This window comes from Nocardioides alkalitolerans DSM 16699 (assembly GCF_000426525.1).
GTDB lineage: Bacteria > Actinomycetota > Actinomycetes > Propionibacteriales > Nocardioidaceae > Nocardioides > Nocardioides alkalitolerans.
Genome location: NZ_AUFN01000013.1, coordinates 1 through 15,855 on the forward strand (window position 1 = coordinate 1; position 15,855 = coordinate 15,855).

At 74.3% G+C, this 15,855-nt stretch carries 13 protein-coding genes; 4 read left to right on the forward strand and 9 right to left on the reverse strand.

Going from position 1 to position 15,855, the window contains the following annotated elements; translation table 11 throughout:
• Window positions 1-396: 396 nt before the first annotated feature.
• Window positions 397-1,869 (forward strand): HNH endonuclease signature motif containing protein, encoded by a 1,473-nt coding sequence (locus K329_RS0111920; RefSeq protein WP_028473221.1) that lies wholly within the window; start codon window positions 397-399, stop codon window positions 1,867-1,869.
• A 275-nt stretch (window positions 1,870-2,144) separates the two neighbouring features.
• Here K329_RS0111920 and K329_RS0111925 read toward each other — a convergent pair whose 3' ends face one another.
• From K329_RS0111925 to K329_RS26400, 8 genes are all read right to left on the reverse strand, one after another.
• Window positions 2,145-2,579: a DMP19 family protein gene (locus tag K329_RS0111925; RefSeq protein ID WP_157571703.1), complete on the reverse strand. Its 435-nt coding sequence runs from the start codon at window positions 2,577-2,579 to the stop codon at window positions 2,145-2,147.
• A gap of 63 nt (window positions 2,580-2,642) precedes the next feature.
• Window positions 2,643-4,061, reverse strand: a complete 1,419-nt coding sequence (locus tag K329_RS0111930; RefSeq protein WP_028473223.1) for an amidase — start codon at window positions 4,059-4,061, stop codon at window positions 2,643-2,645.
• A complete protein-coding gene (locus K329_RS0111935) occupies window positions 4,058-4,729 on the reverse strand; it encodes an SRPBCC family protein (protein ID WP_028473224.1) in 672 nt (223 codons plus the stop codon). The genes K329_RS0111930 and K329_RS0111935 overlap by 4 nt, the downstream gene beginning before the upstream one ends.
• Window positions 4,726-7,185, reverse strand: coding sequence for an aerobic carbon-monoxide dehydrogenase large subunit (gene cutA, locus K329_RS26390; RefSeq protein ID WP_052336802.1), 2,460 nt, complete (start codon window positions 7,183-7,185; stop codon window positions 4,726-4,728). The genes K329_RS0111935 and cutA overlap by 4 nt, the downstream gene beginning before the upstream one ends.
• Complete coding sequence (locus tag K329_RS0111945; RefSeq protein WP_028473225.1) at window positions 7,182-7,748, reverse strand: (2Fe-2S)-binding protein; 567 nt, start codon at window positions 7,746-7,748, stop codon at window positions 7,182-7,184. The genes cutA and K329_RS0111945 overlap by 4 nt, the downstream gene beginning before the upstream one ends.
• A complete protein-coding gene (locus K329_RS0111950; protein ID WP_028473226.1) occupies window positions 7,745-8,662 on the reverse strand; it encodes an FAD binding domain-containing protein in 918 nt (305 codons plus the stop codon). The genes K329_RS0111945 and K329_RS0111950 overlap by 4 nt, the downstream gene beginning before the upstream one ends.
• A complete protein-coding gene (locus K329_RS26395; RefSeq protein WP_084541242.1) occupies window positions 8,659-10,104 on the reverse strand; it encodes a uracil-xanthine permease family protein in 1,446 nt (481 codons plus the stop codon). The genes K329_RS0111950 and K329_RS26395 overlap by 4 nt, the downstream gene beginning before the upstream one ends.
• A gap of 195 nt (window positions 10,105-10,299) precedes the next feature.
• Window positions 10,300-11,670: a PucR family transcriptional regulator gene (locus K329_RS26400; protein ID WP_211225841.1), complete on the reverse strand. Its 1,371-nt coding sequence runs from the start codon at window positions 11,668-11,670 to the stop codon at window positions 10,300-10,302.
• A gap of 77 nt (window positions 11,671-11,747) precedes the next feature.
• On the opposite strand from K329_RS26400, the gene K329_RS26405 reads away from it, so the two are divergent.
• Genes K329_RS26405 through K329_RS0111975 form a run of 3 tightly spaced genes read left to right on the forward strand, consistent with a single transcriptional unit; the run spans window position 11,748 to window position 15,465 of the window.
• Entirely contained in the window at window positions 11,748-12,602 is an 855-nt protein-coding gene (locus K329_RS26405; protein WP_084541244.1) for an oxamate carbamoyltransferase subunit AllH family protein, read from the forward strand.
• Entirely contained in the window at window positions 12,599-14,032 is a 1,434-nt protein-coding gene (locus tag K329_RS0111970) for an AllF/FdrA family protein (protein WP_028473227.1), read from the forward strand. Before K329_RS26405 ends, K329_RS0111970 begins: the two co-directional genes overlap by 4 nt.
• Window positions 14,029-15,465, forward strand: coding sequence for a YlbE family protein (locus K329_RS0111975; RefSeq protein WP_028473228.1), 1,437 nt, complete (start codon window positions 14,029-14,031; stop codon window positions 15,463-15,465). Before K329_RS0111970 ends, K329_RS0111975 begins: the two co-directional genes overlap by 4 nt.
• 58 nt (window positions 15,466-15,523) lie before the next feature.
• On the opposite strand, the gene K329_RS0111980 is transcribed toward K329_RS0111975, so the two are convergent.
• Complete coding sequence (locus K329_RS0111980) at window positions 15,524-15,838, reverse strand: MGMT family protein (protein WP_028473229.1); 315 nt, start codon at window positions 15,836-15,838, stop codon at window positions 15,524-15,526.
• Window positions 15,839-15,855 lie beyond the last annotated feature (17 nt).

A 15,855-nucleotide genomic window follows, 5' to 3' on the forward strand; every position in this document is an offset into this window, starting at 1 on the left:
GGGTGGTGGGGGCATCGCTCTGGGGTGAGGAAGACCGAGGCGCGTGCGCCCGCGGTGGTTTGTGGAGCGGCGTCTCGCGGTGGTTGAGGAGGGCCGCCAGGCCCGTCTCGAAACCACGCCTGCGGTGGTTGAGCAGGGCCACCAGGCCCGCGGTGGCGGAGGAGCGGCGTCTCGCGGTGGTTGAGGAGCGAGCGCCAGCGAGCGTCTCGAAACCACGGCTCCGGTGCTCGAGGAGGGCCGAAGCGCTCGCGCCCGTGGTGATCCAGGAGGGCCGCCAGGCCCGTCTCGACACCATGTCGCCCGGGGCGCCAAAAGCCCTCTGACCTGGTCAAACAGTTATCCCCAGATCACCATCAGAGGCTAGCGATCGAACGCGTGATCGAATAGAATCAGGGTATGAGCCCGACCACCGCCACCCTCGGAGACACCGTCTCGAGCGCCGCCTCCCCGGCTGTGCTGCTCGACGGTGCCCGGGCGGCGCTGGCGCGCCAGCGGGTCGCTGAGGTCGAGGTGCTCGTCGCCGTCGCGGACTGGGCGGACGCCCACACCGAGGACGGTGAGGTCGCCAACCAGCACGGGCCGTTCGGGCTGATCCGCCCTGATGCGCATCTCCTGCCGGGCGCGGACGTGTTCGGGGAGCTCGGCGGACCGGGCGCGCCGCTGGTGTCCGAGTTCTGCGTCGTCGAGATCGCGGCCGCACTCGGCCTGTCGACCGACTCGGGTCGCCGGCTCGTCGGCGAGGCGGTCGAGCTCCGCCACCGCCTCCCGCGTCTCTGGAACCGGGTGGTCGACGGGGTGCTGCCGGCGTGGCGGGCACGGAAGATCGCCCAGGAAACCACCCAGCTCACACCGGATGGCGCCGAGTTCGTCGACCGCCACCTCGCCCCCGTGGCGCACAAGACCGGGATGGTCACCGCCCAGAAGCTGGTCGCGGAGGCGGTCGCCCGGTTCGACCCCGAGAAGGCCGAGCTCGACCGCGCCGACTCCGACGCCACCCGCCGGTTCGACATCGACTTCGACGCCCAGGTGGACCCGGCTCGGGGTGTGGTGCCGGTGTCCGGCACCCTCGACCTCGCCGACGCCCTCGACCTCGAGAACGCCGTGTCCCGCGTGGCCGCTGACCTCGCAGTGGCAGGGTCGCTGGACTCCCTCGACGCACGACGATCATCCGCGGTCGGTGAGATCGCGCGGCGCCAGACGACCCTCGACCTCAGCGGCTGCGACAACGCCGACGCTGTGCGGACCACGACGGGCGAGGCCAGCAACCAGACCGGCAGCGACACCGCGCCAGCCGCGACGCGATCGAAGGCCCGCCAGGTCGTCCTGCACGTCCACCTCGCCGAAGCCGCCCTCACCGACCTGGACCCCAACGCCTGCGGCGGCGTCGACCTCGCCCGGGTCGAGAAGACCCGCAGCTTCGTGCTCGCCGAGCAGGTCCGCGAATGGTGCAGGTCATCCTTGACGCAGGTCGTCGTGAAGCCGGTCATCGACCTGCGCGACCAGGTCGCGGTCGACGCCTACGAGATCCCCGACCGGATCGCCGAACGCGTCCGCCTCACGAGGCCCACCTGCGTGTTCCCCCACTGCACTCGACCCGCACGGGGTTGCGACCTCGACCACGTCGACGAGTACGTCCGAGCAGAGGACGGCGGACCACCGGGCCAGACCTCCACGACCAACCTCGCCCCGCTCTGTCGCAGGCATCACCGCGTGAAGACGCACCCCTCAATGAGCGGCGTAGGGCGAGAACGCAGGTGGCGCTACCGGCGCCTACCCGACGGCTCCTTCATCTGGACGAGCCCGCACGACCACCAGTACCTCGTCGACCCCCACGGCACGATCCCGCTACCGCCTGACCGCGCCGCCTGACCCACCGCGCGTCGTACCCGCCTGACCGCACACCCCAGCGACACCACCGTCGCTGGGGTGTGCCGTCATGCCCGAAGTTGTGGCTTCGAGACGCTCGCTGCGCTCGCTCCTCACCCACCGACCAACTGCGCTCGCCCCGCACCCACCGACCAGCCGCACTCACCCCTCACCCACCGACCAGCTGCGCTCACCCCTCACTCACCGGACGCGCCGCACTCACCCCTCACCCACCAGCCAAGCCGCGCTCACCGCGACCGGGCTCGCGACGCCAGACCTCACCCTCCGGGCAGCTCGGCGGATCGCGTCAGGAGCGCCGCCTCGATGACGTGGTCGGGCACGAGTGCGAAGTACGCCTCGTCGAGCTCGACCCACAGCTGATCCCAGAGGGCGTCGTCCTCGTCGGAGAACTCGGTGCCCTCGGCGGGCTGGAAGCGGCGGTACTCGGCGGTCGCGCGCTCCACCAGATCGGCGGCGTCGTCGAGACCGAGCCAGCGGTACGCGGCGACCGCGTCGGCCAGGTGCTGCTCGTTGCCGCTGAGCAGGCAGTTCTCGACCCCGCCACCCACCAGCCCGCCGTTCAGGGCGATCCCGTGGAACATGACCAGCGCCCCCACGCGACGCAGGGCCGGGGCGTGCGGCGAGTCCTCATCGAGGTTGTAGGCGTCGATGGCGCGCTCGGCGAGGGCGTCGAGGTAGGGCGTCTCGTCCATGCCGACGATTCTCTCGAACACGCCCGGCGGACGCACGACGAGCACGGTCCGGGGAGCGACCGCTCAGCTCCCGACGCCCGCGACCGCCTCGAACCCCGCCGCGACCTCGAGCAGGCGTCGGTCGGCGCCGTGGGGGGCGACGATCTGGACGCCGACGGGGAGTCCGTCGCGGGTGGTGCCGGCGGGCACGGAGATGGCCGGGCAGCCGGTGACGGTGACGTAGTACGCGGAGCGCATCCAGTCGAGGTAGGTCGCCATCTCCTGGCCGTCGACGTGGGTCGGGTACTCCTGGTCCGCAGGGAAGGGCGGCACCTGCGAGACGGGGAGGACGAGCACGTCGTACGACGTGAAGAACTCCCGCATGCGCTCCGACAGAGCGGTGCGCTGCGCGTAGGCGCGGGCGACGTCGCGGCCCGTGAGGTGCGCGCCCGCGCGGATGTTGTCGGCGAGGCTCTGCTTGAAGCCGTCCGGGTGCGCCTCGAGCAGCGCGCCGAACTTCGCCTGGAAGTGCCAGGCCCGCAAGGTGCGGAAGGTGTCCTCGGCCTCGTCGAGACGCGGGTGGGCGTCGTCGACCTGCGCGCCGGCGCCGGCCAGGAGGGCACCGGCCTCGGCGACCACGCGTCGTACCTCGGGGTCGACGGCGAACGCACCGCCGAGGTCCGGCGACAGCGCCACGCGCAGCCCGGCCAGCGGGGTCGCGCCGTCCGCGAGCAGCGGCGGGGCGAAGGTCGCTCCCGGGTCGCCGAGGGCGTGGGGGGCGCGGGCGTCGGGCCCGGCGAGCGCGGAGAGCAGGAGGGCGAGGTCACCGACGTTGCGCGCCAGCGGTCCCCCGACCGACGTGGTCTCCCACTGGTTGGCCAGCGGCCACTCCGGCACGCGGCCGAGGCTGGGGCGCAGGCCGACGACGCCGCAGAACGACGCCGGGTTGCGCAGGCTGCCCCCCATGTCGGAGCCGTCCGCCAGGGCCACCATGCCGCTCGCGAGCGCGCACGCCGCTCCCCCGCTGGACCCGCCCGCCGACCGCGTCGGGTCGTGCGGGTTGAGGGTCGTGCCGAAGACGCGGTTGAAGGTGTGGGAGCCGGCGGCGAACTCCGGCACGTTCGACTTCGCCACCACCACCGCGCCCGCGCCGCGGATGCGCTCGACGATGAGCTCGTCGCGCTCCGGGACGTGGTCGGCGAAGAGCGGCGAGCCGTACGTCGTGCGCCAGCCCGCCACGGCGTGGGTGTCCTTCACCGCGAACGGCAGGCCGTGCAGCGGGCCGAGCGTCGCGCCGTCCCGTGCCGCCCGTACGACGGTCTCGTCGGCGACGTGCGCGGCCGCCCGTGCCTTCTCGGGGTCGAGCGACACCAGGGCGTTGAGCTCCGGGTTGCGCTCGTCGATGCGCTCCAGGTGCAGCTCGAGGAGCTCGCGGGCGGAGATCTCCCGGGCGGCGACGGCCGCGGCCATCGCCCGCGCCGTGGAGTCGGGGGTGAGCGTCACCGCCGACGCCCGAGCACCGACCCGAGCACGACGCCGAACGTGACGAGCCCGGCCCCGACGGCGACGCCGGTGAGGAAGTCCCCGCCCGACGACGACCCACCGGACGCGGCGGGACGGCGGAACTGCTGGCCCACGGTCTGACCGCCGGCCGGGGCCCCGCTCTGCCCGCCCGACGCGGCCGGGACGCCCGCGGCACCGGGCTCTGCCGCCGCCGGCGCGTCCGTGACCGGTCCGTCCGCCACCGCCATCGTGACGTTGCCGAAGAACTCCTTCGCCATGCGCTTCGCGACGGACGTGAGCATCCGCTGGCCGACCCCACCGACCATGCCGCCCACGACGGCGTCGGCGTCGTACGTGATGCGGGTGCCGTCCTCGGTCGGGGCGAACGCGACGTTCACCGTGGCGCCGATGGTGCCGGGTGCCCCCGCGCCCTGGAGCCGCATCACGAGCGAGTCGTGCGGCGCGAGGTCGGAGAGGACGCAGGTGCCGTCGTACGTGCCCTTGATCGAAGCGACCCCGGCGCTCACCGTCATGCCGTACGCGTTCTCCCCCGTCGTCTCGAGCCGCTCGCAACCCGGGATCGTGGCGACGAGCACCTGCGGGTCGAGCAGCGCGTCCCACACCTGCTCGGGCGGGAACGGCAGCACGTGGTCGCCGGTGATCTTCATCGGTCCTCCTGGTCGGACGGGTCGGACGGGCGGGACGGGTCGGGCGCGCCGGACGCGCCGGCGGCGTGCTGCTGGCGCAGCGCGAAGAGGTCGGACGGCGATATCGGCATGGCGGTGATCGGGAAGCCCTCGGCGTCCTCGATCGCGGAGGCGAAGACCGCCGCCGACGGGATCACGCCGGCCTCGCCGGCACCCTTGATGCCGAGCGGGTTGAGCGGCGAGGGCGTCTCGAGGTGGTCGATGTCGATGCCGTCGGGCACCTCGGTCACGTACGGCATGAGGAAGTCCATGAAGGAGGCGTTGAGCAGCTGCCCGGACTCGTCGTACTCCATGCGCTCGTAGAGCGCGCCGCCGATCCCCTGGGCCACGCCACCGTGCACCTGGCCCTCCACGATCATCGGGTTGAGCAGGTGGCCGCAGTCGTGCACGACGGCGTACTTGAGGATGCGGATCTCGCACGTCTCCGGGTCGGTCTCGACGATCACGGCGTGCATCCCCGACGCGAACGTCGAGCGCTCGGGCGAGTAGAAGTCCTTGCCCTCGAGGCCGGGCTCGTCGTCCTCCGCCACGGGCGGGCGGCCGGGGTCGCCGACCGTGAACTGCGTGGCGGCCTTCGACGCCTCGTCGAACGCGTAGCGCAGCGGGTTGGAGAGCACGGCGACCGTGCCGAGCGAGATCGACGACCCGGGCGCGCCGCGGACCGAGACGATGCCGTCCACGATCTCGAGGTCGCCCTCGTCGGCCTCGAGCGCGTCGGCGGCGATGCGCAGCGCCTTCTCCTTCGCCCGCTTGGCGGCGAGGTGGATGGCCGAGCCGCTCATGACGGCGGCCCGCGACGCGAACGTGCCGACCGAGTAGGGCATGCGGCGGGTGTCGCCGGTGACGACCTCGACGTCCTCGAACCGGCAGCCGAGCTCGTCGGCCACCAGCTGGGCGAAGACGGTCGCGTGGCCCTGGCCCTGGGTCGTCAGGCCGGTCGCGACCTTCACCTTGCCCGAGGTCTCGACGTGCACGTGGGCGCCCTCGTAGGGCCCGACGCCGGTGCCCTCGACGTAGCAGGCCAGCCCGATGCCGACCGTGCGTCCCTCGGCGCGGGCCGCGTCGCGCACGGCGGTGAACTCGTCCCAGCCCACGAGCGCCTTGATCTTCTCCAGCGACTGCGGGTAGTCGCCGGAGTCGTAGACCAGCGGCCGACCGTCCTGGAACACCATCTGGTGGTCGTAGGGGAACTCGTCGGGCTGGATGAAGTTGACGGCCCGCACCTCGGTGCGGTCCTTGCCCAGGTAGGCGGCGATGGCGTCCATCGTCCGCTCCATCGCGTAGACGCCCTGCGGCCGACCGGCGCCGCGGTAGGGCGTCACCATCACGGTGTTCGTGTAGAGGCTCTCGAACACCACCCGGTAGGCGCCCGGCTTGTAGGGCCCGAGCAGCTGGGTGGAGGTGATGATGGGGACGATCAGCCCGTACGGCGTGTAGGCGCCGTGGTCGTGCCAGAACTCCACGTCGAGGCCGAGCAGGCGTCCGTCGTCGTCGAAGCCGACCTCGACGTGCTGCACCTGGCCGCGCTCGTGGGCCGACGAGATGAAGTGCTCGCGCCGGTCCTCGGTGAACTTCACCGGGCGGCCCAGCACCTTCGCCGCCATCGGGACGAGGAGCTCCTCGGGCCACGGGTGGTTGATCTTCACGCCGAAGCCGCCGCCGGTGTCGGGCGTCAGCACGTCGACCTGACCGAGGTCGAGGCCCAGCTTCACGGCCACGGCTGCGCGCACGCCGCTCGCGGTCTGCGTCGAGGTCCACATGGTCAGGCGGCCGGAGTCCGGGTCCCAGCGCGCCACGGTGCCGCGGCCCTCGAGCGGCATGCAGGCGCTGCGCTCGACGGTGAGGTCGAGCGCGAGCCGGTGGGGTGCCGCCGCGATCGCGGCCGGCGCGTCGCCGACCGTCTGCTCGAGGCGGGCACCGACGTTGCCGGGCACGTCGTCGTGCACCAGGTTCGTGGCCGCCCGGGCGGCGTCGACGCCGACCACGGGCGGCAGGAAGTCGTAGGTCACCCTGATGCGGGCGAGGGCGTCCTCCGCGACGTACCGGTCGCTCGCCACCACGAACGCGACGGCCTCGCCGACGTAGTTGACCTCGTCCTTCGCGAGCGCGTACTGCGTGCGGCCGTGGGTCAGCGCCGGGTGCGGGATGAGCAGCGGCAGCGGCTCCGCCATCGTCGCCGGCATCACGGCGGCGTCGGCGAGGTCCTCGTAGGTCCACACGAGGTGGACGCCCTCGACGTCGAGCACGTCCTCGACGTCGATCTCCACCACGCGGGCGTGGGCGTGCGGGCTGCGCAGCACCGCGGCGTGCAGGGTGGTCGCCCCGACGAGCACGTCGTCGACGTACTTCCCGCCGCCGCGCAGGAAGCGCTGGTCCTCGACGCGGGGCACCTTCTGGCCGACGAGCCTCGTGGTCATGCGGCACCCCCGTCGGCAGGCCGGGCGTCGTCGCCGTCGGGACGGCCCCGCCCGGCGAGGTCGGCCGCGCGCTCGACGGCCTTGACGATGTTCTGGTAGCCCGTGCAGCGGCACAGGTTGCCGGCGACCATCTCGCGGGCCTCGTCGTGCGTGGGGTCGGGGTTGTCGCGGAGCCCCGCGGTGATGGTCGTGAGGAAGCCGGGCGTGCAGAACCCGCACTGCAGCCCGTGGCAGTCGACGAACGCCTGCTGCACGGGGCCGAGGCGGCCCTGCGGCGTGCCGTCGTCCTCGGTGAGGCCCTCGACCGTCGTGACCTCCGCGCCGTCGGCCGAGACCGCCAGCACCAGGCACGAGCGGGCGGGCGCACCGTCGAGCAGCACGGTGCAGGCGCCGCAGACGCCGTGCTCGCACCCGACGTGGGTGCCCGTGAGCCCGAGGTCGTGGCGCAGCGCGTCGGAGAGCAGCCGCCGGGCCGGCAGCCGCACCTCGTGGGGCGTGCCGTTGACGACGAGCCGCACGTCGTACGTCGGCTCCGCCGCCTGGTCGGTGCTGGTCGTGCTCACGCCGTGCCTCCAGTGGTCGGGGTCGGGGCTGTCGTCCGGGTGGTGGTGCGGGTGGCCGCGTCGTCGTACGCCGTGCGCAGCGCCCGCGCCGTCAGCACGCGCACGAGGTGACGTCGGTAGGCGGCGGTGCCGTGGATGTCGCCCTCGACGTCGAGCACGCCCAGCGCCAGGTCGGAGGCGGCCGTGACGACGTCGTCGCCCAGCGGTCCGCGCGCGCCGACGAGCGCCGGCAGGTCGACCACCGCGGGGGTCTCGTGCACCGCGAGGTAGCCGCAGCGCGCGCTCGCCACCGCGCCGTCCTCGTCGAGCATCACGACCGCGGCGACGCCGCAGAGCGCGTAGTCGCCCTGGCGTCGCGAGATCTCCGTGAACGCCGTGCCGGCGCGGGCGTCGAGCGCCGGGAAGCACGCCTCGAGCGCAACCTCGTCGTGCTCGAGCGACGACTGCAGCGGGCCGACGACCAGGTCGCGGGCCTCGATGCGGCGCCGGCCGCGCACCGACGCGACCTCGACGTGGCCGTCGAGCACCGCCAGCACGGCCGGCATCTCGGCGGCGGCGTCGGCGTGCACGATCGAGCCCACCGTGGTGCCGCGGTTGCGGATCGTGGCGTGCGCGACGTGCGAGAGCGCGTCCGCCAGCAACGGCTGCGTACGACGGGCCGCGGCGTCGGCGAGCACCGCACTGTGGCGGGCGAGGGCGCCCACGTGCACGCCGTCCGGCGCGGCCATCACGTGGTCGAGACCGGGCAGCCGGTTGATGTCGACCAGCAGCGTCGGGGCCGCGAGCCGCATGTTGAGCAGCGGCACGAGGCTCTGGCCACCGGCCAGCACCTTGGCGTCGGGCGTGCCCGCGAGCAGCTCGAGCGCCTCGGTGAGGCTGGTCGGGCGGGCGTAGGCGACCGGGGCGGGCTTCACGCGGTCTTCCTCACCCCGTCGCCGTCGTCGGGCGTGGCCCGGCGGGAACCACCGCCCGTGGCGGCACGGCCGCGGTTCACCAGGTGGTAGTAGACGAGCACGAGGATCGTGCCGAGCGCGATGCCGCCGATCTGGAAGTCGTCGGTGACCACGAGGGTCACGTCGCCGACGCCGACGATGATGCCGGCGGCCAGGCCGACCAGGTTGACGGGGTTGCCGAAGTCGACCCGGTTCTCGACCCAGATCTTGGCGCCGACGAGGCCGATCATCCCGTAGAGCACGACCGTGATGCCGCCGAGCACGCCGCCGGGGATCGCGTTGACGACCGCTCCGAACTTCGGGCAGAGGCCGAGAAGGATCGCGACGATCGCCGCCACGTAGTAGGCGGCCGTCGAGTAGACGCGGGTGGCCGACATGACGCCGATGTTCTCGGCGTACGTCGTGGTGGGCGACCCGCCGAACGCCGAGGAGAAGGCGGTGGCGAAGCCGTCGGCGCCGATGGCGCGGCCCATGTAGGGGTCGAGGTCCTCACCGGTCATCTCGGCGACGGCCTTCACGTGACCGGTGTTCTCCGCGATGAGGGCGATGACGCCGGGGATGACGAGCAGGATGAACGTGAGCGAGAAGCTCGGGCCGTGCACGACGCTGACGCCGTCGCCCAGCGTGCCGCTCGGGAAGCCGAGCCAGCTGGCGTTGCCGACCGCGTCCCAGTTGACGCGGTCGTGCTCGAACGCCGTGGCGACGCAGTAGAGGCCCTCCGGCGTGCAGGGGTTGCCGTCGGCGTCGAGGGTGTTGGCGCCCGGCAGCACCGAGCTGATGGTGCCGGTCGTGAGGTCGAGGGCGTACGAGAGCGCGTAGCCGAAGACGAGCGCGAGGAACACCGCGATGCGGCTCCAGAAGCCCGGCAGCAGGACCGCCGCGACGACCATGAACGACGCGGTCGCGAGCGCGACCCACTGGTCCTGGGGCCAGTAGGTGTTCGCCACGACGGGCGCGAGGTTGAAGCCGATGAGCATGACGACCGCGCCGGTGACGGCCGGCGGGAGCAGGCGGTTGATGAGGCCGGTGCCGCCGAAGTGCACCGCGAGCCCGATGGCCCCGAGCAGCAGCCCGGCGACCATGATCGCGCCGGTGACGTCCGAGGAGTCACCGCCCGAGGCCCGGATCGCGAAGACACCGCCCACGAACGAGGCGCTGGTGCCGAGGTAGCTCGGCACCTTGTTCTTCACGATGAGCAGGAACAGGATCGTGCAGACCCCGGAGAACATGATGGCCAGGTTGGCGTCGAGGCCCATGATGAGCGGGAACACGAAGGTGGCGCCGAACATGGCCACCACGTGCTGCGCGCCCAGCCCGATCGTCTTGCCCCACGACAGCCGCTGGTGCGGCGCCACGGCCTCCCCCGGAGCGGGATCGACCTTCTCCCACGTGAACAGACCCATGCCGACTCCCTCACCGCGATCGTGCTGACCCGGCATGCGTGCCGGTCCGTCCGTGACCCGTGTGCCGGGCCCGTGCCGACCGAACCTAGTGCCGGCCCCGGGGCTCGGTAACGTCGAGTTCTGCCGAACGACCGGTCCAGCCTGTAGCAGGACTCGCCCGCGCGTCCAGGGCGACGGCGGGCGCGCGTCGTACCGTCACGGAACGGTGACCCGGCCGCGACCGTCCCGCCCGGCGGCCGGCTCCCGCGGGCCCTCGCGGACGCCGGGCCGCAGCACCTCGAGCACCCGCAGCGCCACCGCGACGTCGAGCCGGAGGTGCGGGTCGCGCGACAGCGGACCGAGCAGCCGCTCGAGCTTGCCGACCCGGTAGCGCATCGTGTTGTAGTGGAAGAACTGGGTGCGCGCGGCCTCCGCGACGTTGAAGTTCGTGTCGAGCAGCACCTGCAGCGTCTCCCGCAGGTCGACGGCCTCGGCGTCGTCGCCGGCCAGCGGCCCGAGCACGTCGGCGGTGAACGACGCCAGCTCGGCCTCGTCGGGCACGAGGGCGATCAGGCGGTGCACGCCCAGCTGGTCGAAGTACGTCGTCGAGCGGCCGCCGTGGACCCGTCGGCCGACCTCGACCGCACGTCGCGCCTGGGCGTAGGCGTCGGGCAGGGCGGCGATGCCCGTCACCACCCGGCTGACCCCGACGGAGAACGGCCGGCGACCGCCGCCCCGGTCCCCCGCGACCCCGGCCACGATGCGGCCCACCGAGCGCTCCGCGAACGCGCCGAGGTCGACCTCGGGGGCGTCGTCGGCGCCGGACGTCCCGCCCCCCGGGGGCCGCAGCGGCACGATCGTCACGACCTCGGAGGAGAAGTCGACGCTGGGCGCGGAGTCGTCGTGGCCCTTCGCCACCACGCTCCACGCGTGGGCGAACCGCTCCTGCCAGCGGCGACGCACCCGGCTCGAGACCGGCGACTCCCCCGCGTCGAGGGGGTCGATCTCGGCCGCGACGACCACGACGGGCCAGGTCAGGTCCCAGCCGAAGGAGCGGGCGTGCTCCACGACGTACTGCTCGTTGCCCGCCCGTCGCAGGAAGACGTCGCGCAGGAAGTCGCCGCGGTACTTGTTCTCGACCGCGGTCACCGCCTCCTCCCGGGTGATGAGCAGCGCCGCGACCGCGGCGGCGCGCTCGAGCGCGTGCACGTCGTCGGCGCTGACCGGGCCCTCGGCGCGGAAGGCCACCAGCCGGCCCAGGTCGTCGCCGCCGGCCACGATCCGCAGCTGCCGCAGCTCGCCGGCCCCGACCTCGATGCCGCGCCCGCTGGCGCGCTCGACGCGGAAGCGGCCGGTCGGGTCGACGAGCTCGCGCTCGGTCAGCGCGGCCCAGGACGCGTCGGAGACCACGGCCGCCCGCTCCCGACCGTCGGTCGACGTGACGAGCACGTCGACGCCGAGCACGCGGGCGACCTCCGCAGCGATCTGGTCGAGCGCCCCGCCCTCGAGCACGATCTGGGTCAGGGCCGTGTGCAGCGCGTCGATCCGCGCCAGTGCCGCCGCAGCAGCTTCACCGGTGGTTATCAAGGTTTGTCCTCGCATCGACGTTCCGTTGGCACAACCTCACATCGCCGGAGTGTAGGCCCGCTGACTAGGTTCGGGGCGTGACCCGTCGAGCTCCTGGCCCCCGCGTGGTGCCGGCCGCCGCTCCCGCCCGGGTGCGCGACCGCCTCGCCGCGGCGTCGGGCCCCGTGCCGGTCGTGCACCGCGGCCTCCACGCGCTCTACCTCCGCCTCGACGACCTGTGCGTCGGGGTGACGGCCGCCGGGGCGACCTCGGTGCCGTGCGCCCTGCGCGTCGCCTCCCCCGACCTCGGCCCGCTCGCCGCGGTGCGCTCGGCCCGGGTCGCCGACGGGGTGCTGCACCTCGACGACTCCGCCGTCGTCGTGCGCCGCCTCGTCGACGTCTCCGTCCCCCGCCTCGACCCCGCCCCGCTGCGGCAGGTGCCCCTCGCCCGGGGCGCGGCCGACGTCGTCGGCGCGGTCGCCGCCGAGCTGCCCGCCCCCGCGCTGCGGCTCCTGGCCGCCGGCGACCCGGCCGCGGTGCTCCTGCTGGTCGGCCGGGGCAGCGGGCTGACGCCCCTCGGCGACGACGTGCTCGCGGGGTGGCTCGCGCTGCACCGGGCCTCCGGCGCCGCCGCCCCCGCCGTCGAGGACGCCGTCGTCCGACACCTCGGCCGCACCACCCTGCTCTCCGCCACGCTCCTCGACTGCGCCCTGCGCGGCGAGGTGCTCCCGCAGTACGCCGCCGTGGTCCGGGCCCTGCCCGGCCACCTGGCCGGCACGGGTCGGCCCGCGCTGCAGGCCGCCGTCACCGACCTGGTGCGGGTCGGCCACACCTCGGGCGCCGGCCTGCTGCTCGGCCTGCGCACGGCGATCGACCACCTCACGAACCAGCACACGTCCCCGCTCACGTCCCCCCGCTCCCTCGTCCCGTCCCACGGAGGCCATGCCGCATGAGTCACGAGCACGTCGAGGTCCGAGCCGGCGCCTATGCCGACTCCGTCGCCCTCCTCCAGGTGAGCCGCACCGTGGCCGGGACCCCGGGGGTGGAGGCGGCGCAGGTGGCGATGGCGACCGACCTCAACCTCGAGGTGCTGGCCCAGATGGGGTTCACCCTGCCGGCGACCACGCCCGACGCGATGGTCGTCGCCCTGCGCCTGGCCGACGCCGACGCGCTGCCCGCCGCGCTGGCCGCGGTCGACGCGGCACTGGTGCGCCGCCGCAGCGACACGACCGCCGAGGTCGCCCCGCACCGCACCACCCGGGCCGCCCTGCGCGAGCACGGCGGCGACCTGGCGCTGGTGTCGGTGCCCGGCAGCGGCGCCTTCCTGGAGGCGATGGACGCCCTCGACGCCGACCGCGACGTCATGGTCTTCAGCGACAACGTGCCGCTCGCCCAGGAGGTGGCGCTCAAGCGCACGGCCGCCGAGCGTGGGCTCCTCGTCATGGGCCCCGACTGCGGCACCGCCGTCGTCGGCGGGGTCGGGCTCGGGTTCGCCAACGTGGTCGAGCCGGGCCCGGTCGGCCTCGTCGCCGCCTCCGGCACCGGCTGCCAGCAGCTGCTCGCCCTGCTCGACCGGGCCGGCGTCGGGGTCGCCTCGGCGCTCGGCGTCGGCGGACGCGACCTCTCGGCCGAGGTCGGTGGGCTCGCGACGCTGGAGGCCCTGCGCCGCCTCGACGCCGACCCGGCGGTCGAGGTCATCGTGCTCGTCTCCAAGCCCCCGGCGCCCGAGGTCGGCGAGGCGGTCGAGCGGGCCGCCGCCGCCCTCTCGACGCCCGTCGAGCTCGCGCTGCTCGGCCCGGGCCGTGCCGACCTCACCGAGGTCGCCGAGCGGGTCGTCACCCGCCTGGGCCTCAGCGTCGACCTGGCTCCGTCGGGCACCGCCCGGGCCGCGGTCGACGGCACGCTGGTGCGCGGGCTCTACGTCGGCGGCACCCTGGCCCAGGAGGCGGCGCTGCTGCTCGCGGACGGCACCGGCACGACGGTCGGCCGCGCGGCCGCCGACCTCGCGGGCCCCGGGCACGCCGTCGTCGACTTCGGCGACGACGAGCTCACCGTGGGCCGGGCCCACCCGATGATCGACCCCACGCTCCGCGACGAGCACCTCGCCCGCGTGCTCGCCGACCCCGCCACCGGCGCCGTGGTGCTCGACGTCGTGCTCGGCCACGGCGCCGAGGCCGACCCCGCAGCCGGCCTGGCGCCGCTGGTGGCCGGGAGCGCCGTACCCGTGGTCGTCGCGCTCGTCGGCACGCGGGGCGACCCGCAGGGCCACGACGCCCAGGCCGCCGCGCTCGTCGCGGCCGGCGCCGAGGTCCACCCGTCCAACGCGGCCGCCGTCCGACGCGCGCTCGCCCTCGCCCTCTCCCCCGCAGGAGGAGCCGCATGAGCAGCCCCGCCCCCACCCCCGAGCGCGTCACGACCTCCGGGATCGCCCTGCTCTCCGACGCCCTCGTCGACCAGGCCGTCGCCGTCGACCGCGTCGACTGGCGTCCGCCCATGCCGGGCACGGAGGCCGACCTCGTCACCGTCGCGGGCGACCCGCTGCGCCGTACGGCGAACGCCCGCGCCCTCGAGGCGGTCCTCGGCGTCCAGGCGACGCTCGTCGACGTGGCGCCCGCGTCCGAGGTGCTCGGCCTGGGCCGCGGCGAGTTCCTGCACGCCGGTCCCCCGATCACCTGGGACCGCGCGTCGGGCCCGCTGCGCGGCGGGCTCATGGCCGGCGCGGCCTTCGAGGGTCTCGTCGACGACCCGGAGGCGGCCCCCGCGTCGTTCGCCGACGGCACCTTCACGCTCGGCCCCTGCCACCACCGCGGTGCGGTGGGCCCGATGGCGGGCGTCGTCACGCCGTCGATGTGGATGTTCGTGCTGGAGGACCCGGAGACCGGCCGACGCACCTACTGCTCGCTCAACGAGGGCCTCGGCAAGGTGCTGCGGTACGGCGCCTACTCCCCCGACGTGCTCGAGCGCCTGCGCTGGATGGCCGACGTGCTCGGCCCGCTGCTGCGCGCGGCGGTGCGGGCGAAGGCGGCCGACACCTCGCCGAAGGGCGGCGCGGTCGACGTCACCGGGATCCTCACCCAGATGCTGCAGATGGGCGACGAGGCCCACAACCGCAACCGGGCGGGCACGCTCATGCTGCTGCGCGACCTCGCGCCCTACCTGGTGACCGCGGGACCCGACGCCGGCTTCAGCGCCGACGACGTCGCCGCCGCGCTGGCCTTCGTGGGCGGCAACGACCACTTCTTCCTCAACCTCGCCATGCCCGCCTGCAAGCTGGCGCTCGACGCGGCCCGCGGCATCGAGGGCGCCACGCTCGTCGTGGCGATGGCGCGCAACGGCACCGACTTCGGCATCCAGACGGCCGGCACGGGCGACGAGTGGTTCACCGGTCCGGCCCAGGTGGCGGAGGGACTGTTCCTCGGCGACTACGGGCCCGACGACGCGAACCCCGACATCGGCGACTCGGCCATCACCGAGACGGCCGGCATCGGCGGGTTCGCCATGGCCACGGCCCCGGCGATCGTGCGGCTGGTCGGCGGCTCCGTGCCCGACGCCCTCGCGACGACGCGGCGGATGCACGAGATCACGCTGGGCGAGAACCCCCGGTGGCAGGTGCCGGTGCTGGAGTTCCAGGGCACCCCGACCGGCATCGACGTCTCCCTCGTCTGCCGCACCGGGATCCTGCCGCAGATCAACACCGGCATGGCCGGCAAGGTCGCCGGCGTGGGCCAGGTCGGCGCCGGCCTCGTGACCCCGCCGGCCGAGATCTTCCCCGCGGCGCTCGCGCGGCTCGCCGAGCTGGCGCGCGCCCGCGGCTGACCGGGCAGCTGTCGGGCGGCTCGTCAGGCGGCTCGTCAGGCGGCTCGTCAGGCGCCGGTCAGGAGGGCTGCCAGTACGCCGCGACCATGTCGACGCGGCCGGAGGCCGTCAGCGGGGTGCCCTCCTCGGCGTACGCCGCGTGGGCCCGCTCGTCGTGGCTCGGGGGCAGCGAGCCGTCGGCGCGCACGACGCGCCACCACGGCAGGCCGTCCGCCTCGCGCGCCATCACGGAGCCGACGCGGCGGGGGCCGCTGCCCACGACGTCGGCGATCGAGCCGTACGTCGTGACCCGGCCCGGCGGCACCTGCTCGACCACCGCCAGCACCGCCTCGACGTACGCCTCGCGCGGGTCCGGCGGGTCGCTGTGGCTCACGTGCCCACGGTAGCGAC